The sequence below is a fragment of the Streptomyces sp. XD-27 genome (genome assembly GCF_030553055.1).
Lineage (GTDB): Bacteria > Actinomycetota > Actinomycetes > Streptomycetales > Streptomycetaceae > Streptomyces.
Genome location: NZ_CP130713.1, coordinates 5,670,595 through 5,693,933, shown reverse-complemented (window position 1 = coordinate 5,693,933; position 23,339 = coordinate 5,670,595). Strand labels below are relative to the sequence as shown.

Annotated in this window: 11 protein-coding genes and 4 pseudogenes; 12 read left to right on the top strand and 3 right to left on the bottom strand. The window is 72.5% G+C overall.

The window, feature by feature from the left end; all coding sequences use genetic code 11:
* Positions 1–59: 59 nt before the first annotated feature.
* Positions 60–1,706 (top strand): M4 family metallopeptidase, encoded by a 1,647-nt coding sequence (locus Q3Y56_RS24880; protein ID WP_304465782.1) that lies wholly within the window; start codon positions 60–62, stop codon positions 1,704–1,706.
* 310 nt (positions 1,707–2,016) lie between these two features.
* Positions 2,017–3,684, top strand: a complete 1,668-nt coding sequence (locus tag Q3Y56_RS24875; RefSeq protein ID WP_304465781.1) for a M4 family metallopeptidase — start codon at positions 2,017–2,019, stop codon at positions 3,682–3,684.
* 94 nt (positions 3,685–3,778) lie between these two features.
* Here the strand turns inward: Q3Y56_RS24875 and glgP are convergent, their stop codons facing one another.
* The gene (glgP, locus tag Q3Y56_RS24870; protein ID WP_304464053.1) at positions 3,779–6,439 is read right to left on the bottom strand and encodes an alpha-glucan family phosphorylase; all 2,661 of its coding nucleotides are present in this window, start codon (positions 6,437–6,439) and stop codon (positions 3,779–3,781) included.
* A 406-nt stretch (positions 6,440–6,845) separates the two neighbouring features.
* On the opposite strand from glgP, the gene Q3Y56_RS24865 reads away from it, so the two are divergent.
* The 8 genes and pseudogenes from Q3Y56_RS24865 (at position 6,846) to Q3Y56_RS24830 (ending at position 17,743) form a co-directional block, all read left to right on the top strand.
* Positions 6,846–8,849 carry an alpha-1,4-glucan--maltose-1-phosphate maltosyltransferase gene (locus tag Q3Y56_RS24865; protein WP_304464052.1) on the top strand — a complete coding sequence of 668 codons (2,004 nt, stop codon included), beginning with the start codon at positions 6,846–6,848 and terminating at the stop codon, positions 8,847–8,849.
* Positions 8,846–10,567: a maltose alpha-D-glucosyltransferase gene (gene treS / locus Q3Y56_RS24860; protein ID WP_304464051.1), complete on the top strand. Its 1,722-nt coding sequence runs from the start codon at positions 8,846–8,848 to the stop codon at positions 10,565–10,567. Before Q3Y56_RS24865 ends, treS begins: the two co-directional genes overlap by 4 nt.
* 341 nt (positions 10,568–10,908) lie before the next feature.
* Positions 10,909–12,137 (top strand): annotated as a pseudogene (locus Q3Y56_RS24855) (phosphotransferase); the annotation flags it as partial.
* A gap of 308 nt (positions 12,138–12,445) precedes the next feature.
* A pseudogene (locus tag Q3Y56_RS24850) lies at positions 12,446–12,661 on the top strand (maltokinase); the annotation flags it as partial.
* A 516-nt stretch (positions 12,662–13,177) separates the two neighbouring features.
* Positions 13,178–15,400, top strand: coding sequence for a 1,4-alpha-glucan branching enzyme (gene glgB / locus Q3Y56_RS24845; RefSeq protein ID WP_304465780.1), 2,223 nt, complete (start codon positions 13,178–13,180; stop codon positions 15,398–15,400).
* Between the two features lie 72 nt (positions 15,401–15,472).
* Positions 15,473–15,960 (top strand): annotated as a pseudogene (locus tag Q3Y56_RS24840) (DUF3515 domain-containing protein).
* A 119-nt stretch (positions 15,961–16,079) separates the two neighbouring features.
* A pseudogene (locus Q3Y56_RS24835) lies at positions 16,080–17,096 on the top strand (glycoside hydrolase family 16 protein); the annotation flags it as partial.
* A 227-nt stretch (positions 17,097–17,323) separates the two neighbouring features.
* Positions 17,324–17,743: an RDD family protein gene (locus Q3Y56_RS24830; RefSeq protein ID WP_304464050.1), complete on the top strand. Its 420-nt coding sequence runs from the start codon at positions 17,324–17,326 to the stop codon at positions 17,741–17,743.
* Between the two features lie 58 nt (positions 17,744–17,801).
* Here Q3Y56_RS24830 and Q3Y56_RS24825 read toward each other — a convergent pair whose 3' ends face one another.
* Together Q3Y56_RS24825 and Q3Y56_RS24820 are read right to left on the bottom strand one after the other, a co-directional pair.
* On the bottom strand, positions 17,802–18,932 hold the full coding sequence (locus tag Q3Y56_RS24825) for a methyltransferase (protein WP_304464049.1): 1,131 nt from the start codon (positions 18,930–18,932) through the stop codon (positions 17,802–17,804).
* A 136-nt stretch (positions 18,933–19,068) separates the two neighbouring features.
* Positions 19,069–20,460 carry a cation:dicarboxylate symporter family transporter gene (locus Q3Y56_RS24820; RefSeq protein WP_304464048.1) on the bottom strand — a complete coding sequence of 464 codons (1,392 nt, stop codon included), beginning with the start codon at positions 20,458–20,460 and terminating at the stop codon, positions 19,069–19,071.
* Between the two features lie 254 nt (positions 20,461–20,714).
* On the opposite strand from Q3Y56_RS24820, the gene Q3Y56_RS24815 reads away from it, so the two are divergent.
* Together Q3Y56_RS24815 and Q3Y56_RS24810 are read left to right on the top strand one after the other, a co-directional pair.
* Positions 20,715–22,562 (top strand): ATP-binding protein, encoded by a 1,848-nt coding sequence (locus tag Q3Y56_RS24815; RefSeq protein ID WP_304464047.1) that lies wholly within the window; start codon positions 20,715–20,717, stop codon positions 22,560–22,562.
* Positions 22,559–23,275, top strand: coding sequence for a response regulator (locus Q3Y56_RS24810; RefSeq protein ID WP_304464046.1), 717 nt, complete (start codon positions 22,559–22,561; stop codon positions 23,273–23,275). Before Q3Y56_RS24815 ends, Q3Y56_RS24810 begins: the two co-directional genes overlap by 4 nt.
* The last annotated feature ends 64 nt before the right edge of the window (positions 23,276–23,339 follow it).

Below are 23,339 nucleotides of genomic sequence, written 5' to 3'. Positions count from 1 at the left end.
GCCGTCCGGCCCAACCCCCCACAGCACTGAGGAGTTTGAGCGTGAGCAAGCACTCTCGCATGCCCATATTCGCGTCCCGCAAGCGCCGTACGGCCGCTGCCGCGGGCGCCGCGGTCGCCGCGGCCGCGCTGATCGCCACCGGCATGACCACCGGCTCCGCCGGGGCCGCGCCCGGCAAGGGATCCCAGGCCGCAACGGGCGCCATGCCCGTCAAGCTCTCCCCGTCCCAGCGCGTCGAGCTGCTGCGCGACGCCAACGCCACCAAGGCGGACACCGCCAAGGCTCTGCGCCTGGGCGCCAAGGAGAAGCTGGTCGTCAAGGACGTCATCAAGGACGCCGACGGCTCGACCCACACCCGCTACAACCGCACGTACGAGGGCCTGCCGGTGCTCGGCGGCGACCTGATCGTCCACGAGACCAAGTCCGGCAAGGTCCGCGGCGTCACCAAGTCCACCAAGGCCGCCGTCACGGTCGCCTCCACGACGCCCAAGCTGGCGCCGGCCGCCGCCGAGCGGTCCGCGGTCAAGCTGGCCAAGGCCGACGACACGTCGAAGGCGGAGGCCAGCCGCGCCCCGCGCAAGGTGATCTGGGCGGCCACCGGCAAGCCCGTGCTGGCCTACGAGACCGTCGTCGGCGGCCTGCAGAAGGACGGCACCCCCAACCAGCTGCACGTCATCACCGACGCCACCACCGGCAAGAAGCTCTACGAGTACCAGGGCATCGAGACCGGCAGCGGCGAGAGCCAGTACGGCGGCAAGGTCGAGCTGGGCACCAGCAAGGAGGGCAGCGGCTTCACGCTGAACGACGCCGAGCGCGGTGGCCACAAGACGACCAACCTCGACCACGGCGAGAACGGCGAGGGCGAGCTGTTCACCGACGAGGACGACGCCTGGGGCACCGGCAAGCCCGAGGACGCGCAGACCGCCGCCGTCGACGCCCACTACGGCGCCGCGCTCACCTGGGACTACTACAAGAGCGTGCACGGCCGCGACGGCATCAAGGGCGACGGCAAGGGCGCGTACTCCCGGGTCCACTACGGCGACAACTACGTCAACGCCTTCTGGGACGACAGCTGCTTCTGCATGACCTACGGCGACGGTGACGGCAACAAGAAGCCGCTGACCTCCATCGACGTGGCGGCGCACGAGATGACCCACGGCGTCACCTCGAACACCGCGGGCCTGGAGTACAGCGGCGAGTCCGGCGGCCTGAACGAGGCCACCTCCGACATCTTCGCCGCCGCGGTGGAGTTCAACGCCAAGAACGGCGAGGACGTCGGCGACTACCTCGTCGGCGAGAAGATCGACATCCGCGGCGACGGCACCCCGCTGCGCTACATGGACAAGCCGAGCAAGGACGGCTCGTCCAAGGACGACTGGTACGACGGCGTCGGCAACGAGGACGTCCACCACTCCTCCGGTGTCGCCAACCACTTCTTCTACCTCGCCTCCGAGGGCAGCGGCGAGAAGGAGATCAACGGGGTCAAGTACGACAGCCCGACGGCCGACGGCTCCACGGTCGAGGGCATCGGCCGGGAGAAGGTCGAGAAGATCTGGTACAAGGCCCTGACCACGTACATGACGTCGACCACGGACTACCACGCCGCCCGCGAGGCGACGCTCAAGGCCGCGACCGACCTCTTCGGCGCCGACAGCGCCGAGTACAAGGGCATCGACGCCGCCTGGGCCGGGGTCAACGTCAAGTAAGCCCCCTCCGCGCGGCCGGCGGACCGCCTTGGGCGGCGGACTGAACGGCGGTGGCGCGAGCACGTGATGCCGAACGAGCGGTGTCCGGAATATCTCCTTCCGGGCACCGCTCGTCGTCGTTATCCGGATTTGACAATCCCTTTACCGGACATCTTCCTGTCAATCAGTCATATCGCCCGTGACATGAACACTTGTCTGATGGCAGTCTTCCCCCCACATGCGACACAGCCGCACCCTTGCCGTCTCGGGTGACGCTGCCGCCTGCCCAACTCCCCACGTCACCAGGAGTCTCCGCGTGCGCTCTGGTTCCATATCGCCCCTGAGAAGCCGCCGCACCGCCGTCGCCGCCTCCGCGACGGCCATCGCCGCCGCGCTGATCACGGCCGCCACGATCACCGGCTCCGCCGATGCGGCCACCCCCAAGACCGCCGAGTCCGGCGCCACGACGCTGAACCTCTCCGCCTCGGTCCGCGCCGAGCTGCTGCGCACGGCCCAGGCCCACACCGCCGACACCGCCGACGAACTGCGCCTGGGCGGCAAGGAGAAGCTGGTCGTCCGCGACGTCGTCAAGGACGCCGACGGCACCACGCACACCCGGTACGAGCGCACCTACGACGGCCTGCCGGTCCTCGGCGGCGACCTGATCGTGCACACCTCCGCCGACGGCGCCACGCAGGAGGTAACCAAGGCCACCAGCGCCACCATCAAGGTCGCCGACACCAAGGCCGACGTCGCCCCGGCCGGCGCCGCGAAGAAGGCCCTGGGCATCGCGAAGTCCTCCGGCGAGACGAAGGGGGCCGAGGCCGACGGCGCCCCGCGCAAGGTGGTCTGGGCCGCCACCGGCAAGCCGGTCCTGGCCTACGAGACCGTCGTCGGCGGGCTCCAGCACGACGGCACCCCGTCCAAGCTGCACGTCATCACCGACGCCGACACCGGCGCCAAGCTGTACGAGTACGAGGCCATCGTCACCGGCACGGGCACGGGCCAGCACAACGGCGACGTCAAGCTCGGCACCGTCAAGGGCTCCGACGGCCGGTACACGCTGACGGACAAGGCCCGCGGCGGCCACGTCACGTACAACCTCAAGCACGGCGGGAGCGAGGAGGACTACCTCGACATCCCGAAGTGGCGCTACTACGACGCCGACGACAAGTGGGGCAACGGCAAGCCGTCCAACGGCCAGACCGCCGCCGTCGACGCCCACTACGGCGCCGCCATGACCTGGGACTACTACAAGAAGGTCCTGGGCCGCAACGGCATCAAGAACAACGGCAAGGCCGCCCCCTCCCGCGTCCACTTCGGCAACGGGTACGTCAACGCCTTCTGGGACGACGACTGCTTCTGCATGACCTACGGCGACGGTGAGGGCAACAACAACCCGCTCACCTCGCTGGACGTCGCCGGCCACGAGATGAGCCACGGTCTGACCTCGGCCACCGCCGGCCTGGTCTACAGCGGCGAGTCCGGCGGCCTCAACGAGGCCACCTCCGACATCTTCGGCACCGCCGTGGAGTTCTACGCCAAGAACCCCAAGGACCCGGGCGACTACCTCATCGGCGAGAAGATCAACATCAACGGCGACGGCACCCCGCTGCGCTACATGGACAAGCCCAGCAAGGACGGCGCGTCCTTCGACTACTGGAAGAGCGGCATGGGCGCGGAGGACCCGCACCTGACCTCCGGCCCCGCCAACCACTTCTTCTACCTGCTGTCCGAGGGCAGCGGGCGGAAGGTCATCGGCGGCGTGACCTACGACAGCCCGACGAAGGACGGCCGCACGGTCAAGGGCATCGGCCGGGCCAAGGCCGAGAAGATCTGGTACAAGGCGCTCACCACGTACATGACCTCGACCACCAACTACAAGGGCGCGCGCGACGCGACGCTCAAGGCGGCCAGGGCGCTGTACGGCCACAACAGCACCGAGTACAAGGCCGTGAACAACGCCTGGGCGGGCATCAACGTCAAGCACACCGCCTAGGACGACAACGCACCACCCCCCACAATCCGGGCGGTGCCCGGGGCTGCCAGAGCCGCCCCCGGCACCGCCCACCCAAGCACTCAGAGGCCGCCGGTCAGCGCAGCAGCACGCCGGCGGCCTCGTCGCTGCCCGCGCCCGTCCGGGGCGGTACGGCGACCAGCCCCAGCTCGGCCGCGTCGGCCAGCAGCGGGTGCGCGGGCAGCACCCGCACCGTGTAGCCGAACGGGCCGGTGCGGTCCAGGGCCAGCGGGCCCTCGTACACCACCCGGCCCTCCAGGTCCGGGCCGCCGGCCGGCTTCAGCGGCGTGACGACCGGCTCGATGATCCGGTCGTCCGCGCCGACCCGCCCCGCGACCACCTGCACCTCCACGTCGGCCGGTGCCAGCCCGCCGAGACCGACCCCCACCCGCAGCGGCAGCACCGTCCCCAGCTCCGCCGCCGCGCCGTCGCCCGCGAGAGCCGCGCCGTCGGCCGCCGGAGCCGAACGCCCCGCCTCCACATGGTCGACGGCGACCCGCGGCCACGCCTCGCGCACCCGTGCCTTCCAGGCCGCCAGCGCTCCGGCGGCCGCCGGGTCCAGCGCGCGGTGGGCGCGGGCCGCGGGGGCGTACAGCCGCTCCACGTACTCCCGGACCATCCGCCCGGCCAGCACCTTCGGGCCGAGACCGGCCAGCGTGCGGCGGACCATCTCGATCCAGCGGCCCGGCAGCCCGGCCGCGTCCCGGTCGTAGAAGCGCGGCGCGACCCGCTCGGCCAGCAGCTCGTACAGCGCCGCGGCCTCCAGGTCGTCGCGGCGGGCCTCGTCGGTGTCCGCGCCGTCCGCGGTGGGGATCGCCCAGCCGAAGTCCGGCTCGTACCACTCGTCCCACCAGCCGTCCAGCACCGAGAGGTTGAGGCAGCCGTTGAGCGCGGCCTTCATCCCGGAGGTGCCGCACGCCTCCAGCGGGCGCAGCGGGTTGTTCAGCCAGACGTCGCAGCCGGGGTAGAGCGTGCGGGCCATGGCCATCCCGTAGTCGGGCAGGAAGACCACGCGGTGCCGCACGTGCGGCTCGTCGGCGAACCGCACCAGCTCCTGGACCAGGCGCTTGCCGCCGTCGTCGGCGGGGTGCGCCTTGCCCGCGACGACGATCTGCACCGGCCGCTCGGGATGCAGCAGGAGCTCCGTCAGCCGGTCGCGGTCGCGCAGCATGAGGGTCAGCCGCTTGTAGGAGGGGACACGGCGGGCGAAGCCCACCGTCAGCACGTCCGGGTCCAGTACGCCGTCGATCCAGCCGAGTTCGGCGGCGCCCGCGCCGCGCTGCCGCCACGACGCGTACAGCCGGGCCCGTACCTCGGCGACCAGTCGGGCGCGCAGGGACCGGCGCAGCTCCCAGATCTCGCGGTCGGGGACATCGGCGACGAAGTCCCAGCTCCCGGCGCCGCCGACGGACAGCGCCCGCTCGGATCGGCGCGCGCCGATCCGGTCGGCGCCGAGCCGGTGGACCTCCGGCGCCACCCAGGTGGGGGCGTGCACCCCGTTGGTGACGGAGGTGATGGGCACCTCCTCGGCGTCGAAGTCCGGCCACAGGTCCGCGAACAGCTCCCGGCTGACCTGCCCGTGGAGGACGGACACGCCGTTGGCGCGCTGCGCCAGCCGCAGCCCCATGAGGGCCATGTTGAACAGGTCGGGCCGGGCGTCGGCCCCGGTCTCCGCGCCCAGCTCCAGGATCCGTTCGACGGGGATCGCGGGCAGCTCGCCGTCGGGCCCGAAGTGGCGGGCGACGAGCCGCCGGTCGAAGCGGTCGATCCCGGCCGGGACCGGGGTGTGGGTGGTGAAGACGGTGCCGGCGCGGACCGCCTCGAGCGCGGCGTCGGTCTCGGCTCCGGCGGCGACCAGCTCCTGGAGCCGCTCCAGGCCGAGGAACCCGGCGTGGCCCTCGTTGGTGTGGAACACCTCGGGGGCCCGGTGCCCGGTCAGCCGGCAGTACGCGCGCACCGCGCGCACCCCGCCGATGCCCAGCAGCATCTCCTGGAGCAGCCGGTGCTCGCTGCCGCCGCCGTAGAGCCGGTCGGTGACGCCGCGTTCGCCGGGCGCGTTGTCCTCCACGCCGGAGTCGAGCAGCAGCAGCGGCACCCGGCCGACCGCCACCTGCCAGATCCGGGCGCGCAGCAGACGCCCGCCGGGCAGCGCGAGGACGACCTGGGCGGGCGCGCCGTCGGGCTCGCACAGCAGGGTCAGCGGCAGCTCGTGCGGGTCGAGTACGGGGTAGTGCTCCTGCTGCCAGCCCTCGCGGGACAGGCTCTGCCGGAAGTAGCCGTGCCGGTACAGCAGCCCGACGCCGATGAGGGGTACGCCCAGGTCGCTGGCGGCCTTGAGGTGGTCCCCGGCGAGGATGCCGAGCCCGCCGGAGTACTGGGGAAGGGCGGCGGTGATGCCGAACTCGGGCGAGAAGTAGGCGATGGCGGCGGGCCCGCCTTCCCGGCGCTGGTACCAGCGGGGTTCGCCGAGGTATCGGGACAGGTCCTCGGCGGCGGCCGACAGCCGCCGCAGGAAGCCGGGGTCGGCGGCGAGCGCGGCCAGCCGGTCGGCGGGGACGGAGCCCAGCAGCCGCACCGGGTCGCCGTCGGCGGCCCGCCAGCCGTCGGGGTCGACGGACTCGAACAGGTCGCGCGTCTCGGGGTGCCAGGACCAGCGCAGATTGCGCGCCAGGTCGCTGAGGGGTCGTAGGGGTTCGGGAAGGACGGGACGTACGGTGAATCGACGGATGGCCTTCACCCTTCGACGGTATCCGGGGCACGGCCCCGTACACCGGTCCAACAGCGGCGAGTTCGCCGCGCCGTGGTGCGGCATCCGGTGCGCGAGCCCACCGGGCACGGCTGCCGACCGGCACCGGCGGCGCCCCCGCGGCCGGCCCCCGACGCCGCCCGGCAGGGCCCCGCGGCGCACAGCCCGCGCCGTACACCACACGCCCCGCAGAAGCGCACCGCATCCTGATTGTCTCCCCGTACCCGGTGGGAAGGCTTCTCTCCTGACGCCCCCCATGGCCCATGCCATCCGCCCACCAGAGTGAACGCGGACAGGAGCAGTCATGCGCGCGACCCTGCGCACCACAGTGGAGCAGTTACAAAGGACGAACGCCTCCAACGAACATCAACCCGCGACGCCGCAATCAGGTGATCCCATGATCGGACGTATCCCCGTCCTGGACATCCGCCCGCTCATCGACTGCGGCCGCCGCCCCGCCAAGGCGGTGGTCGGCGAGACCTTCGAGGTCAGCGCCACCGTGTTCCGGGAAGGCCATGATGCGGTCCGGGCCAATGTGGTCCTCCGCGACCCGGCCGGGCGCTCGGGCCCGTGGACCCCGATGCGTGAGCTGGAGCCCGGCACCGACCGCTGGGGCGCCGAGGTCACCCCCGGCGCGGAGGGCCACTGGACCTACACCATCGAGGCGTGGAGCGATCCGGTGGCCACCTGGCGGCACCAGGCCGGGATCAAGATCCCGGCGGGGATCGACACCGGTCTGGTCCTGGAGGAGGGTGCCCTGCTGCACGAGCGGGCCGCCTCCGGGGTGCCCAAGAACGACGGCCGGGACGCGGTGCTGCGCGCCGTCGACGCGCTGCGCGACGAGAAGCGGGCGGCGGCGGACCGGCTGGCGGCGGCGCTCGCGCCCGACGTGGTCACCGCGCTCGACCGGCATCCGCTGCGGGATCTGGTCACCGCCTCCCGCGCGATGCCGCTGCGGGTGGAGCGCGAGCGCGCGCTGTACGGATCGTGGTACGAGTTCTTCCCGCGCTCGGAGGGCGCGGTGGTCAGAGAGGGCAGGCCGCCGGTGAGCGGCACCTTCCGCACCGCCGCCGAACGGCTTCCGGCCATCGCCGCCATGGGCTTCGACGTCGTCTACCTGCCGCCGATCCATCCCATCGGCACCACCTGCCGCAAGGGCCCCGACAACGCCCTGACCGCGGGCCGGTACGACGTGGGCGTGCCGTGGGCGATCGGCTCGGCCGAGGGCGGCCACGACGCGATCCACCCGGACCTGGGCGGCTTCGAGGACTTCGACCGCTTCGTGGCCCGGGCGCACGGGCTGCGGATGGAGGTGGCGCTGGACTTCGCGCTCCAGTGCTCGCCGGACCACCCGTGGGTCTCCAAGCACCCGGAGTGGTTCCACCACCGCGCCGACGGCACCATCGCGTACGCCGAGAACCCGCCCAAGAAGTACCAGGACATCTATCCCGTGGCCTTCGACGCCGACTTCCGCGGCATCGTCCGGGAGACGGAGCGGGTGCTGCGGTTCTGGATGGACCGGGGGGTGCGGATCTTCCGGGTGGACAACCCGCACACCAAGCCGGTGGTGTTCTGGGAGAAGGTGATCGGGGACATCAACCGCACCGACCCGGACGTGGTCTTCCTGGCCGAGGCGTTCACCCGGCCCGCGATGATGCACACCCTGGCCGCGATCGGCTTCCAGCAGTCGTACACGTACTTCACCTGGCGCAACGGCAAGCAGGAACTGACCGACTACCTGCGGGAGCTCACCGGGGACGCCGCCTCGTACATGCGGCCCAACCTCTTCGTGAACACCCCGGACATCCTGCACGCCTATCTACAAGAAGGCGGCCGGCCCGCGTTCGAGGCGCGCGCCGTGCTCGCGGCCACCCTCTCTCCCTCCTGGGGCGTCTACGCCGGGTACGAGCTGTGCGAGAACACCCCGTTGCGGCCGGGCTCGGAGGAGTACCTGGGCTCGGAGAAGTACCAGCTGAGGCCGCGCGACTGGGCGGCGGCCGAGCGCGAGGGCCGGACCATCGCCCCGCTGATCACCGCGCTCAACCGGGCCCGGCGCCGCCACCCGGCGCTGCGGCTCCTGCGGAACCTGCGCTTCCACCACGCCGACAACGACTCCGTCATCGTCTACTCCAAGCGCACCGCCGGGCCGCGCGAGGACTGTGTGCTGACCGTGGTCAACCTCGACCCCCACCACACCCAGGAGGCCACGGTCTCGTTGGACATGCCGGAACTCGGCCTCGACTGGCACGAGTCCTTCGCCGCGCGGGACGAACTCACCGGCGAGACCTATCACTGGGGCAGGGACAACTACGTGCGCCTCGACCCGAGCCGGGAGCCGGCTCCGGCGCACGTGCTGTCCCTGCGACCGTCTCCACAGATCGGAGGGTCACCCACACCATGACCGTCAATGAGCCCGTCCAGGACACTTTCGAGGACACCCCCGCCAAGGACCGGGATCCCGAATGGTTCAAGCGTGCCGTCTTCTACGAGGTGCTGGTGCGCTCGTTCCAGGACAGCAACGGTGACGGCATCGGCGATCTCAAAGGACTCACGGCCAAGCTCGACTACCTCCAATGGCTGGGCGTCGACTGCCTGTGGCTGCCTCCGTTCTTCGCCTCGCCGCTGCGCGACGGCGGCTACGACGTGTCCGACTACACGGCGGTCCTGCCGGAGTTCGGGGACCTCGCCGACTTCGTCGAGTTCGTGGACGCCGCCCACCAGCGCGGCATGCGGGTGATCATCGACTTCGTCATGAACCACACCAGCGACCAGCACCCGTGGTTCCAGGAGTCCCGCAGCGACCCGGACGGCCCGTACGGCGACTACTACGTCTGGGCCGACGACGACAAGCAGTACGCCGACGCCCGCATCATCTTCGTGGACACCGAGGCGTCGAACTGGACCTTCGACCCGGTGCGCAAGCAGTACTTCTGGCACCGCTTCTTCTCCCACCAGCCCGATCTGAACTTCGAGAACCCCGCCGTGCAGGAGGAGGTCCTGGCGGCCCTGCGGTTCTGGCTGGACCTGGGCATCGACGGGTTCCGGCTGGACGCGGTCCCGTATCTGTACGCGGAGGAGGGCACCGACTGCGAGAACCTGCCGCGCACCCACGAGATGCTCCGGCGGGTGCGGGCCGAGATCGACGCGCACTACCCGGACACCGTGCTGCTGGCCGAGGCCAACCAGTGGCCGGAGGACGTGGTCGACTACTTCGGCGACTTCGAGTCCGGCGGCGACGAGTGCCACATGGCCTTCCACTTCCCGGTCATGCCGCGCATCTTCATGGCGGTGCGGCGCGAGTCCCGCTATCCGGTCTCGGAGATCCTCGCCAAGACCCCGGCCATCCCGTCCGGCTGCCAGTGGGGCATCTTCCTGCGCAACCACGACGAGCTGACGCTGGAGATGGTCACCGACGAAGAGCGCGACTACATGTACGCGGAGTACGCCAAGGACCCGCGGATGCGCGCCAACATCGGGATCCGGCGGCGGCTGGCCCCGCTGCTGGACAACGACCGCAACCAGATCGAGCTGTTCACCGCGCTGCTGCTGTCCCTGCCCGGATCTCCGATCCTCTATTACGGGGACGAGATCGGCATGGGCGACAACATCTGGCTGGGCGACCGGGACGCGGTGCGCACCCCGATGCAGTGGACACCGGACCGGAACGCGGGCTTCTCGTCCTGCGACCCGGGGCGGCTGTACTTGCCGACCATCATGGACCCGGTCTACGGCTACCAGGTGACCAGCGTCGAGGCGGCCATGAGCAGCCCGTCGTCCCTGCTGCACTGGACCCGCCGGATGATCGAGATCCGCAAGCAGAACCGGGCCTTCGGCCTGGGCAGCTTCACCGAGCTGCCGTCCAGCAACCCGGCGGTGCTCGCGTTCCTGCGCGAGTACAAGGACGACCTCGTGCTGTGCGTGAACAACTTCTCCCGCTTCGCACAGCCGACCGAGCTGGATCTGCAGACCTACAACGGACGGCATCCGGTCGAACTGATCGGCGGCGTCCGCTTCCCGGCCATCGGCGAGCTGCCGTACCTGCTGACGCTGGCGGGCCACGGCTTCTACTGGTTCCGGCTGCGCCAGGCCGAGGCCGTGCCCGGCCAGTTGTCCGCGTGAGGCAGCGGTCCGCCTGAGCGGCAGCACCAAGCCCGGTTGAGCGGCACCACAGCCCCACCCGTCCGTACGCGTCCATCCGGGGCGCGTACGGGCGTTTTCCCCACGGGAGCATGGGCAGCCTCCCTACTACCGCTCGGGCCCGGCAGGTCGCGTTCCCCGTACATCTCGTCGCGACGTATGTCCCAGGATGCGCCGTAACGATTCACCGTACGGACGATCACCGCCCGGCACCCCTCCAGACTCCGTCTGGGGGTACCCCCACCGCGCCGTCGCACAGCTAATGCCACAATCCGGGACACTTTGGGCTATCTGTGGGTGCCCCGGGGAAAGGACGCGACGTCATGCCGGAAGCTCCCTTCGTCCGGGGCACACAGCACCCTCAGTCACCCGCCGGACGGGCCGTCAGCAGCGTGGACGCCCGCGGACCGAGCGGGCTGCTGCCCTCACTCGCCCCCCTGCTGACCGAGTGGCTGCCCCGGCAGCGCTGGTTCGCGGGGAAGGGCCGCCCGGTCACGGGGTTCACCCTCGTCTCCACGACCGAACTGCTGCCGTGCGCCGCGGGCGGCGCCGCCCCCGGACTGCTCCATCTGCTCATCCGCGCCAAACAGCCCGGCTCCCCCGCGGGCGAGCCCACGGCCGACTGCTACCAGATCCTGCTGGGCGTACGGGCCGCGCCACTGCCGCCGCCGCTCGCCCCGGCGTTCATCGGCCGCCCGGACGGCGGCCCGCTGCACGGCCACACCGTCTACGAGGCGCTGTACGACCCCCGGCTCGCCGCGCTGCTGCTGGAGCGGCTGCGGGTGCCGGGTCGGCTCGGCCCCCTGCTCTTCGTGCGCGAACCCTCGACCGCGATCCCCTCGGTGCTCACCCCTCGGCTGGTGACCGCCGAGCAGTCCAACTCCTCCGTGGTCTTCGGGGACACGTACATCCTCAAGCTCTTCCGGCGGGTCAGCCCCGGCGTCAACCCGGACCTGGAACTGCCGCTGGCACTGGCCAGGACCGGCTGCACCCGGGTGCCGTCCCCCGCCGCCTGGTTCGAGACCGCCCCGGCCTCGGACGGCTCGTCACCCTTCACGCTCGGCGTGCTCCAGCCGTATCTGGCCGGTTCCACCGACGGCTGGCAGCTGGCCCAGCGGGCCCTGGCCGTCGGCGCGGACTTCAGCTCCGCCGCGCACGCGCTGGGCCGGGCCACGGCCGAGGTGCACCTGGCGATGGCGGACGCGCTGCCGGCCGCGGTGCTGCGCCGCCCGCAGATCGAGCATCTCGCGGCGGCCATGTCCGAGCGCCTGGACGCCGCCGCCTCCGCCGTCCCCGCCCTCCACCCGTACCGCGCACGGCTGCGCACCGCCTTCGAGGACCTCGCCGCGCTCGGCCGGGCGGGCCGCACGTGGGCGGCCCAGCGCATCCACGGCGACCTGCACCTGGGGCAGGTGCTGCGGACGGCGGAGGGCGAGCCGTGGTCGCTGATCGACTTCGAGGGCGAGCCGTCCCGCCCCTGGCCGAACGCCGCCGCCCGCAGCCGGCCGTCCGGGACATCGCGGGGATGCTGCGCTCGTTCGACTACGCGGCGGCGGTGGCCGGCCGCACCGCCGCCGAGACCGGCGGCGGTGGCGCCGGGGGGCCAGCGGCACCGCGGAGGCCGGGGGTGCCGCGGGGGCGTGCGTCGGGACGGCCTGGACGGGGCCGGGCGACGGAGCGGCGGCGACGGGCTCGGCGCCCCGGGCGGGCGCGCGGACGGAGACCCGATCGGAGGCGAGGCAGGCGGCCGGCGCCGGAACCGCCGTCGCGTTCGGAAACGGGCACGGCTGCGGCCCCGGGTGCGGTTGCGGCCCCGGTTGCGGTTGCGGCCACTCCTCCGGCCCCGAACGGGCCGACGACTGGGCCCGGCGCACCCGCGCCGCGTACTGCGCCGGGTACGCGGCGGTCTCCGGCCGCGACCCGCGCGACGAACCGGAGCTGCTGCGCGCGTACGAGACCGACAAGGCGGTGTACGAGGTGCTCTACGAAGCGCGGCACCGCCCGGACTGGCTCTCCATCCCCATGTCGGCCGTCCGCCGCCTGTCGGGCACCACCCGCCCGGCGGACGACCGATGACGCGGCGCCCACGCGCGGCTCGTGCCCCGTTCCCACCCGTAGCCAGCCCTCCGTACGTCTTGACCGCGCGGTCCTGCTCGCGCAGACCTGGCGCCCCCTCACCGACCTTCCGTTGACGAAGGCCGCCGCCTCCGGGCGGGGCCGCAAGGAGGACCACCCGTGACCGTACGACCGCCGTCCCCCGACCCGTCCGAAGAGGTGCCGGTGCCCGGCCACGAGCCCTCCGCCGCCGCGCCCGGTCCGCTCCGGCCCTCACCCCTCCCGGCCACCTTCCTGCGCGGCGGTTCCGGGGACACACCGCGTGCGGACGCGCCGTCGGCTGCGGGCGGCCGGTCCTCGTACACCGCGCCGCCCACCCCGCGCGCCCCCCACACCCCGCGCACCAGCACCAGCACCAGCACCAGCACCAGCACCAGCACCAGCACCAGCACCAGCACCGACGGAAACAGCAACGGCGGTCGGCAGCGGCCCCTGACCGGCCGTCCGCCCGCGGCGGGGGCCGCCAGAGCCGGGGCGGTGACCAGCGAAGCCAGGGCCGAGCGCGGGGTGCGCCCCGCCCCGCCCCTCGACCCCGCCGACCGGCGGCGGCTGCTGGCCGGCGAGCACCACGACCCGCACGGCCACCTCGGCGCCCACCCGGTGCCCGGCGGCGTGGTCTTCCGCGCTCTGCGGCCGTTCGCGCGCTCCGTGGCCGTGACCGCCAAGGGGCTCAGGGCCCAGCTGCGTTCGGAGGGTGACGGCTTCTTCGCCGGGGTGCTGCCGCTGACCGAGGTCCCCGACTACCGGCTGCTGGTCACCTACGACCACGACGAGCTGGAGCTGCACGACCCGTACCGCTTCCTGCCCGCCCTCGGCGAACTCGACCTGCACCTGATCAGCGAGGGCCGGCACGAGCAGCTGTGGCAGGCGCTCGGCGCGCGCCCGATGACGCACCAGGGGGTGACCGGCACCCGCTTCACCGTGTGGGCGCCCAACGCCCGCGGCGTCCGGGTCGTCGGCGACTTCACCTACTGGGACGGCACGGCCTTCCCGATGCGCTCGCTGGGGCACAGCGGGGTGTGGGAGCTGTTCCTGCCCGGCGTCGGCGAGGGAGCGCTGTACAAGTACGAGATCACCCGCCCGGACGGCGGCCACACCCAGCGCGCCGACCCGCTGGCGCGGCGCACCGAGTGCCCCCCGGCCAACGGCTCCGTCGTCCACGCCTCCCACCACCAGTGGCAGGACGCGGCATGGCTGGAGCGCCGGACCGAGCACCGGATCCACGAGTCGCCGTTCTCCGTGTACGAGGTGCACCTGCCGTCCTGGCGGCCCGGCCTGACCTACCGCCAGCTCGCCGAGCAGCTCCCCGCGTACGTCAAGGATCTCGGCTTCACACATGTGGAGTTCATGCCGGTGGCCGAGCACCCCTTCGGCGGCTCCTGGGGCTACCAGGTCACCGGCTTCTACGCGCCCACCGCCCGGCTCGGCACCCCCGACGACCTGAAGTTCCTGATCGACGCGCTGCACCAGGCGGGCATCGGCGTGATCGTCGACTGGGTGCCCGCGCACTTCCCCCGGGATGACTGGGCGCTGGCCGCGTTCGACGGGACCTCCCTGTACGAGCACGCCGACCCGCAGCGCGCCGCGCACCCCGACTGGGGGACGCTGGAGTTCGACTACGGCCGCACCGAGGTACGCAACTTCCTGGTCGCGAACGCGGTCTACTGGTGCGAGGAGTTCCACATCGACGGGCTCCGGGTGGACGCCGTGGCCTCGATGCTCTACCTGGACTACTCCCGCGAGGACGGCCAGTGGACGCCCAACGCCCGCGGCGGCCGCGAGGACCTGGACGCGGTCGCCTTCCTCCAGGAGATGAACGCGACCGTCTACCGGCGGTGTCCCGGCGTGGTCACCATCGCCGAGGAGTCCACCGCCTGGGACGGGGTGACGCGCCCGACCCATCTGGTCGGCGCGGGCGGCTTCGGCGGACTCGGCTTCGGGCTGAAGTGGAACATGGGCTGGATGCACGACTCGCTGGGCTACGTCGCGCACGAGCCGGTGCACCGCAAGTACCACCACAACGAGATGACCTTCTCCATGGTCTACGCGTACAGCGAGAACTACGTCCTGCCGATCTCGCACGACGAGGTGGTGCACGGCAAGCAGGCGCTGGTGTCGAAGATGCCGGGCGACTGGTGGCAGCGCCGCGCGGACCACCGCGCGTACCTGGGCTTCATGTGGGCGCACCCCGGCAAGCAACTCCTCTTCATGGGCCAGGAGTTCGCCCAGGGCGCGGAGTGGTCGCACGAGCACGGGCCGGAGTGGTGGCTGCTCGACGACTCCTACGCCTCGGCGGGCGACCACCGGGGCGTACGGGACCTGGTCCGCGACCTGAACCGCCTCTACACCGCCACGCCCTCGCTCTGGCAGCGGGACACGATGCCGGAGGGCTTCGCCTGGGTGACCGGCGACGCGTGGGAGGACAACGTCTTCGCCTTCCTCCGCTTCGACGCCCAGGGCGGCCCGCTGCTGTCGGTGAGCAACTTCTCGCCGGTGGTACGCCACGAGTACCGGCTGGGGGTGCCGGAGCGGATCGCCGCCTGGCACGAGGTGCTGAACACGGACGCGGCGGCGTACGGCGGCAGCGGGGTGGCCAACGACGAGCCCATGAAGGCGGAACCGATCCCCTGGCACGGCCGCCGCACCAGCATCGCCCCGGTGCTCCCGCCCCTGGCGACGATCTGGCTCCGGCCCGCCTGAGCGGCTCCTGCCCCCTCCCCCTGGCTGGGGGAGGGGGCAGGAGCCACCGGCCACGACCTATACCGTCGACGCATGCACCCGCACCGCCGCCGCCACGCCATACGCACCGCACCGCTCGCCGTCCTCCTGCTCGCCGCCGCGACGTGCCTGTCCTCGTGTTCGTCGTCCGGCGACGGCGTGGCGGTGTCGGCGCCCTCTCCGGACGCGGACGTCGCGCGGATCTGCGACGCCCTGCTCGACGCGGTCCCCGATTCCCTGGTCGGTGGCAAGCGGAGGGAGACGGAACCCTCGTCGCGGTTCACCACGGCGTGGGGGATCCCGCGATCACCCTCCGGTGCGGTGTCGAACGACCGGCGGAGATGAACAACGCCAGGGCGGCGGGAGGACGGTTCCGGGGCGTGGACTGGATGTTGGAGAGCCCGCAGGGGGGCCGCCACCGCTGCACCACCACGTACCGCGAGGCGTACGTCGAGGTGAGCATTCCCGACGAGTACGGCGACGTCCAGGCTCTGGAGGAACTGGCCGACGCCGTTCGGAAGACGGTGCCCAAGAGCGTGTGACGCCGGGTTCACAGGCCCTCAGCTCAACCCATTGACGCCGGCAGGCACCGCAACCACCATGTGAGAGCGCTCTCATGCATCCGTGCGCATCCCCCACACCTCCCTGGAGGCGTTCTCCCATGAGCACGAACGCAAGCACCCAGGCACCAGCCGTACCATCCGCACCCTCCGCGTCGACCGCGGCATCCGCACCGCCGCGCACCCCGCGCCGCCGCCGCACGGCCCTGCTCTCCGCCCTGTCCGCGGCGGCCCTCGCGACCGCCGCGCTGGCCACGCTGTTCGGGGCCGCGCCCGCCACCGCCGAGGTGCCGCCCGCCCCCGGCTGGAACCTCCAGTGGAGCGACGACTTCGACGGCCCCGCCCGCAGCCTGCCCTCGTCCGACGACTGGCAGATCGACACCGGGCACAACTACCCCGGCGGGCCCGCCGACTGGGGCACCGGCGAGATACAGAACTACACCGACTCCCCCGACAACGTGAGCCTGGACGGGGCGGGCAACCTGCGCATCACCCCGCTGCGGGACGGGGCGGGCAACTGGACCTCGGCGCGCATCGAGACCAGGCGGGCGGACTTCAAGGCCCCCGACGGCGGTGTGCTGCGCATCGAGGGCCGGATCAGGATGCCGGACGTCACCGGGGACGCCGCGCTCGGCTACTGGCCGGCGTTCTGGGCGCTCGGCTCGCCGTACCGCGGCAACTACCAGAACTGGCCGGGCATCGGCGAGTTCGACGTCATGGAGAACGTCAACGGGGCCAACACCGTATGGGGCACGCTGCACTGCGGCGTGAACCCCGGCGGTCCCTGCAACGAGACCAACGGCATCGGCGCCAGCCGCACCTGCCCGGGAGCGAGCTGCCAGACCGCGTTCCACACCTTCCGCTTCGAGTGGGACCGGGGCACCGCGCCGAACGAGCTGCGCTGGTACGTGGACGACCAGTTGTTCCACCGCGTCGGCCAGAACGAGGTCGACGCCGGTGCGTGGAACGACATGACCGGCCACGCGGGCTATTTCATCCTCCTCAACGTCGCCGTCGGCGGCGCCTTCCCCGACGCGATCGCGGGGACGAGGACGCCCGGCGCCGCCACCGATCCGGGCCACCCGATGCTCGTCGACCACGTCGCGGTGTGGACGCGTCCGGCCGCCGGACGGTCCTAGCCGGGACGCCCACCGCCCCGTCGCCCTCTCGGGCGGGGCGGTGGGCGTCCCGGCATCGCTCGCGCATCAATCTGAGACTCAGCTGTCACAGGCGTACGGCAGGATGGTGCTCCGTGATCGATTACCAGCGCCACCCGTCTCCGAACCAGCCGTACGCTCCCCAGCCCCCGTACCCGTACCCGCATCCGACCCCACAGCCCCCCTCTGTGCCCGAGGAGGTCGGTGACATACGCCGCATGCTCTTCGCCGGGATCGACTGCGCGATCACGATAGTCGGCGGTTTCAGCCTCGCCGCACAGCTCGCGCACGGCAAGGGCGCGGCCACCCTGGGGATCGGGGCCACCCTGGGGATCTACGTCGGGTGTGTCTTCGGCGTCTCGTTCGTCAACCATGTGCTGGGAACCCTGCTGTTCCGGACGACCGTGGGCAAGTTCCTGCTCGTGACGCGCGTGGTGCGCGAGGCGGACGCGGGCCGGCCCCGCTTCTGGCAGACCGTGGGCCGCTGGCTCCTCGGCCTGACCTGGCTCCCGATGCAGCCGCTGCGCGCCCTGATCCTCGCGGACGGCGACCCGTACGAGGACGCCTGCGGACTGCGGTACGTACGGAGCAGGGACCTGCGCCGCTGAGCGCAACCGGCCGCAACGGCGCGGTCGTCTGCCCGTCGCACGACCTGTCGGACCCCGCCTAGGACGCCACGGCCACGCACTCGAAGACGTGGTGTCCGCCCGCGAGCCGCTCCGCCGACAGCAGCGTGAACCCCGCCGTCTGCACCAGCTTGTGCATCTCCGGCCCGGTGAACAGCTCGGTGTCCTTCCCGCACATCACCATCTGGAACAGCGTGTGCGCGCCGTCCGCGTCGCTCTCCTGGAGCGGCTCCACGATGAGCAGCCGAGGCGTCGCCCGCGTCGCCTCGGTGCGCAGCATCGCCTCGCGCACCACCGTCAGGATGCGCAACCGCCGCTCGGCGTCCCAGTCGTGGAGGACGTTCTTCAGCAGATAGCGGTCGCCACCCGCGGGCACCTCCGCGAAGATGTCCGCGGGCCGGAAGGCCAACCGCCCGTCGGCGGGCCGCTCACCGGCGCCCGCCCGCAGCCTCGCCCGGGCCCGCTCGCACACGCTGGGCCGGTCCACGCACACGCCCTCCAGCAACGGGTGGGCGGCGAGCACCCCGGCCAGCACCGTGCCGTCCCCGCCGCCGATGTCGATCACCCGGCGTACGGTGCCGAAGTCGGCGCGCCGGGCGAGTTCGGCGACCACGGGCCGGGCGAGTTCGGCCATCGCGGCGTCGAAGACCCGCTCGGCCTCGGGGTCGCCCGCCAGATACGCGTACAAGGGCTTGCCGAAGACCCGCTCGAAGCCGGACTCCCCGGTCGCCACGGTGTGCGGCAGCCCGGCGAAGGCGTCGTCGTAGGTCTCGGCCATCAGGACGCAGAAGTTCCGGAGCGACCGCGGATGGCTGCCGCGCAGTCGCGCGAAGGCGGCGGCGAGCCCGTAGTCGCCGCACGCGTCGCGCTCGAACACCCCGCAGAGCGTGAGCGTCTCCATCAGGCGCCGCGTGACGTCCGGGTCCGCGCCGCCGCGTGCGGCGATCTCGTGGTACGGCAGACGCCCGCCGTCCAGGATGTCGGCGATGCCGAGCCTGGCGGCGACGGCCAGGGCACGCGCGAAGCCGCCACCGGCGGCGAGCTGCATGATGCGCGCCTCGTCGGCCGCCGACGCGTCCGGCACCGACTTGCCCGGCACCGACTCGTCAGCCGCCGGCTCCTCAGGCCGCGGTTCTTCCGCTTCGTATGCGTACCGCTGATCGATGTCCATGCCCCATCGATAGCGGTCGCCGCTCGACATCGCGCTGACTACGGCCTGAACAGCGGGTCGGGCGGGGGCGGTACGGACCGTGGCACCCGCGGCCCGGCCCGTACCGCCCCCGCCCCGTAGGTCGGGACGTCGATCGTCAGACGCCCGCGGCCTCCTTGGGCGCGTTCTCCTTCGGCCCCTCGTGCCCGTCCGCCCCGCCGCCGTGCGCGTCGTCCGCCAGCGTCGCCTCGTCGAACGGCAACCGGCCCGCCAGGACCTCCCGCATCCGGTCCTTGTCGATCTCCTTGGTCCAGGTGCCGACCAGCACGGTGGCGACGGCGTTGCCCGCGAAGTTGGTCACCGCCCGCGCCTCGCTCATGAAGCGGTCGATGCCGACGATCATGCCGACGCCGTCGACCAGTTCGGGGCGGTGGGACTGGAGGCCGCTCGCCAGGGTCGCCATGCCGGCGCCGGTGACCCCCGCCGCGCCCTTGGAGGCCACGATCATGAACAGCAGCAGCGAGATCTGCTGGCCGATCGAGAGCGGGTCGCCCATCGCCTCGGCGATGAACAGCGACGCCATGGTCAGGTAGATCGCGGTGCCGTCCAGGTTGAAGGAGTACCCGGTCGGGACGGTGATGCCGGCCACCGGCTTGCTGACGCCCGCGTGCTCCATCTTGGCGATCAGCCGCGGCAGCGCCGACTCCGACGACGACGTCGAGACGATCAGCAGGAACTCGCGCCCCAGGTACGTGAGCAGGTGCAGGATGTTGACGCCCGCGACCAGCCGCAGGAGCGTGCCGAGCACCAGGAAGACGAAGAGGGCGCAGGTGACGTAGAAGCCGATCATGATGACGGCCAGCGACTTCAGCGCGTCCGTGCCGGTCTCGCCGACCACCGCCGCGATGGCGCCGAACGCACCCACCGGCGCGGCCCACATGATCATCGACAGCACGCGGAAGACCAGCCGCTGGATGTGCCCGATGCCGCGCAGCACCGGCTCCCCGGCCTTGCCCATCCCCTGGAGCGCGAAGCCGACGAGCAGCGCGACGAGCAGGGTCTGGAGCACCTTCTCCGTGGTGAAGGCGGAGACCATCGTGGTCGGGATGATGCCGAGCAGGAAGGCCGTGGTGGACTCGCTGGCGCCCTCGGCCTGGCCCTGTCCGGCCTTGGCCGCCTCCGAGGTCAGGTGCAGCCCGCTGCCCGGCTCCAGAATGTTGCCGACGAGCAGGCCGATGGCGAGCGCGACGGTGGACATCAGCAGGAAGTAGCCGAGCGCGAGCCCGCCGACCGCGCCGACCTTGGCGGCCTTGCGGACCGATCCGACGCCGAGCACGATCGTGCAGAAGATGATCGGCGAGATCATCATCTTGATCAGATTGACGAATCCCTTGCCGATGGGCTTGAGCTCCACGGCGACGTCGGGCGCGGCGAAGCCCACCGCGACGCCGAGGAGCACCGCGGCGATCACGGCGAGGTACAGATAGTGGGTCCGGTCCCGCGGGGTCCGCCGCGTCGGCTGTCCCGCGGGCGAGGTCTGCGCAGCCACGGCTGCCTCCTTGAAATCCTGGTCGGTCCGTGCGGCTCACACGTCCCGGACGGCCCCGGACTCCCGTGTCCCGGACGGTCCCGGTGACTATGCACCCCGCCTGTGACGGCGGTCACCCTTGTGTTCATTTCGTTCACACAACGACTCGCGTGCACACTGAGCGACATGCGCGTTCACCGCCCCGGGTCGACCGGGGGCCTCGAAGACCCCGGCGCCCCCGCAGGCCGCGGAGCCTGGCCGGCCAGCTCTTCGCGATGCAGGTCGTGCTCGTCGCCGTGGTCGTCGCCGGATGCGCGGTCTTCACCTACCTCACCGACCGGAGCCAGGCCGAAACCGCCGCGCGCCGCCAGGCGACCGCCGCCGCGACCGCGGTCGCCGACTCCCCCTCGGTCGTCCGGGCCATCCGTACCGCGGACCCCACCGCCGCGCTCCAGCCGTACGCGGAGCAGGTACGCAAGAGCACCGGCGTCACGTTCGTCACGATCATGGACCCGCGGGGCATCCGCTGGACGCACCCGGACCCCGAGCGGATCGGCGAGGAGTTCCTCGGCCACACCGCCCCCGCGCTGCGCGGCGAGACCTTCACGGAGACCTACACCGGCACCCTCGGCCCGTCGGTACGGGTCGTGACCCCGGTGCGCGACGGCGGCCGGATCACCGGGCTGGTCAGCGCGGGCATCACGGTCGACGAGATCAGCGCGCGGCTGCGGGACCAGTTGCTCACGCTGCTGGGCGTGGCACTGGCCGCCCTCGCGCTCGGCGGGGCGGGCACGTACGTGATCAACCGCCGCCTGCGGCACCACACCCACGGCATGAACGCCGGCGAGCTGAGCCGGATGTACGACTACCACCAGGCCACGCTGCACGCGGTGCGGGAGGGGCTGCTGATGCTCGACGGACAGCGGCGGGTGGCGCTGGTCAACGACGGGGCGCGGGAGTTGCTGGGCCTGACCGACCCCGTCGGACGGCTCATCAGCGACCTGGGCCTGCCCGCCCCGCTGACCGGCGCGCTGCTGGCCGCCGAGCCGCGGGTGGACGAGCTGCACCTGACCGCCGAGCGGGTGCTGGTGGTCAACACCTCACCGGTGAGCAGCGGGGGGCAGCGGGGTACGGTCGTCACCCTGCGCGACCACACGGAGCTGCAAGCGCTCTCCGGGGAGCTGGACTCGGTCCGCGGGTTCACCGAGGCGCTGCGCTCCCAGGCGCACGAGGCCGCCAACCGGCTGCACACGGTGGTGTCCCTGATCGAACTGGGCCGGGTGGAGGAGGCCGTGGACTTCGCGACGGCGGAACTGGAGCTGGCGCAAGCGCTCACCGACCAGGTGGTGGCCGCGGTCGCCGAGCCGGTCCTGGCGGCCCTGCTGCTGGGCAAGGCCGCCCAGGCCAACGAGCGCGGCGTGGAGCTGGTGCTGGCCCCCGACAGCCGGATCGACGACGGCCTGCTGCCGCCCGGCCTCCCGGCCCGCGACCTGGTGACGGTCCTGGGCAACCTGGTGGACAACGCGATCGACGCCGCCGCCGACCACCGCGACGCGGTCCGCCGCCCCCTCGTCACGGTCACGGCGCGCGCGGCCGACGGCGAACTGCTGCTGCGCGTCGCGGACACCGGTGCCGGGGTGGACCCGGCGGCGGCCGAGGCGGTCTTCCGGCGCGGCTGGACGACGAAGACCGCGGCAACGGAGGGTGCGCACGGCACGGCGGGCGCGCGGGGGACGACGGGAGTGCCAGGCGCGGCGAGGGTGCCGGGGACGACAGGGGTGCCGGGCGCGGCGGGCCCGGCGGGCCGCGGCCTGGGGCTCGCCCTGGTCCGCCAGGCGGTGCGGCGGAACGGCGGCACGGTGGAGGTGGGCCCGGCGGCGGACGGCGGCGCGGAGTTCACCGTACGGCTGCCGCTGACATCCGGCACGCCGCGCCGGTCCGACGCCCATCCGCTCGCCGGCGCCGCCGGCACCACCGATACCACGCCGTCCACGGAGCACGACGGCACGCGACACCACGCGGAACCACCCCCGGCACCGGCCGACCAACCCCGCACCCCGGCCCCGCGCCCCGCGCCGAAGGGCGCGCCCCGTACCGCCGATGCCCCGGAGTGGCGAAGATGACCGGGGCGGCAGGGAGCGGCGCGGCGCACGGGCACGCCATCCGGGTACTCGTCGTCGAAGACGACCCCGTGGCGGCAGACGCCCACGCGCTCTACGTGTCCCGCGTACCCGGCTTCACCGTGGCCGGGACGGCGCACTCCGCGGGCGGGGCCCGGCGCCTTCTGGAGCGCTCGCCCGTGGACCTGCTGCTGCTGGATCTCTATCTCCCCGACGGGCACGGCCTCCAGCTCATCCGTTCGCTGCGCGCGGCGGGCCACAGCGCCGACGTGATCGCGGTGACCTCGGCCCGGGATCTGGCCGTGGTCCGCGAGGGCGTCTCGCTCGGGGTGGTGCAGTACGTCCTGAAACCGTTCACGTTCGGCACGCTGCGGGACCGGCTGCTGCGGTACGCGGAGTTCCGGGCCACCGCCGGCGAGGCCAGCGGGCAGGACGAGGTGGACCGGGCCCTGGCCGCGCTGCGCGCCCCGCAGCCCGCCGCCCTGCCGAAGGGGCTGACGCCCGCCACGCTCGACGCGGTGACCCGCGCCCTCCGGTCGGCGCCGGACGGGATCTCGGCGGGGGCGGCGGCCGAGACGGTCGGCATCTCGCGGATCACCGCGCGGCGGTATCTGGAGTACCTGGTCGACGCGGGCCGGGCCGACCGGGCCCCGCAGTACGGCCAGGTCGGCAGGCCGGAACTGGTCTACCGCTGGCAGTCCCACGACAGAACCTGAGACCGCGACCACATCCCAAGTTCCCCCTGGGGCCCGCGCGTTCCCTCATCGGGGTGGTTTCGTA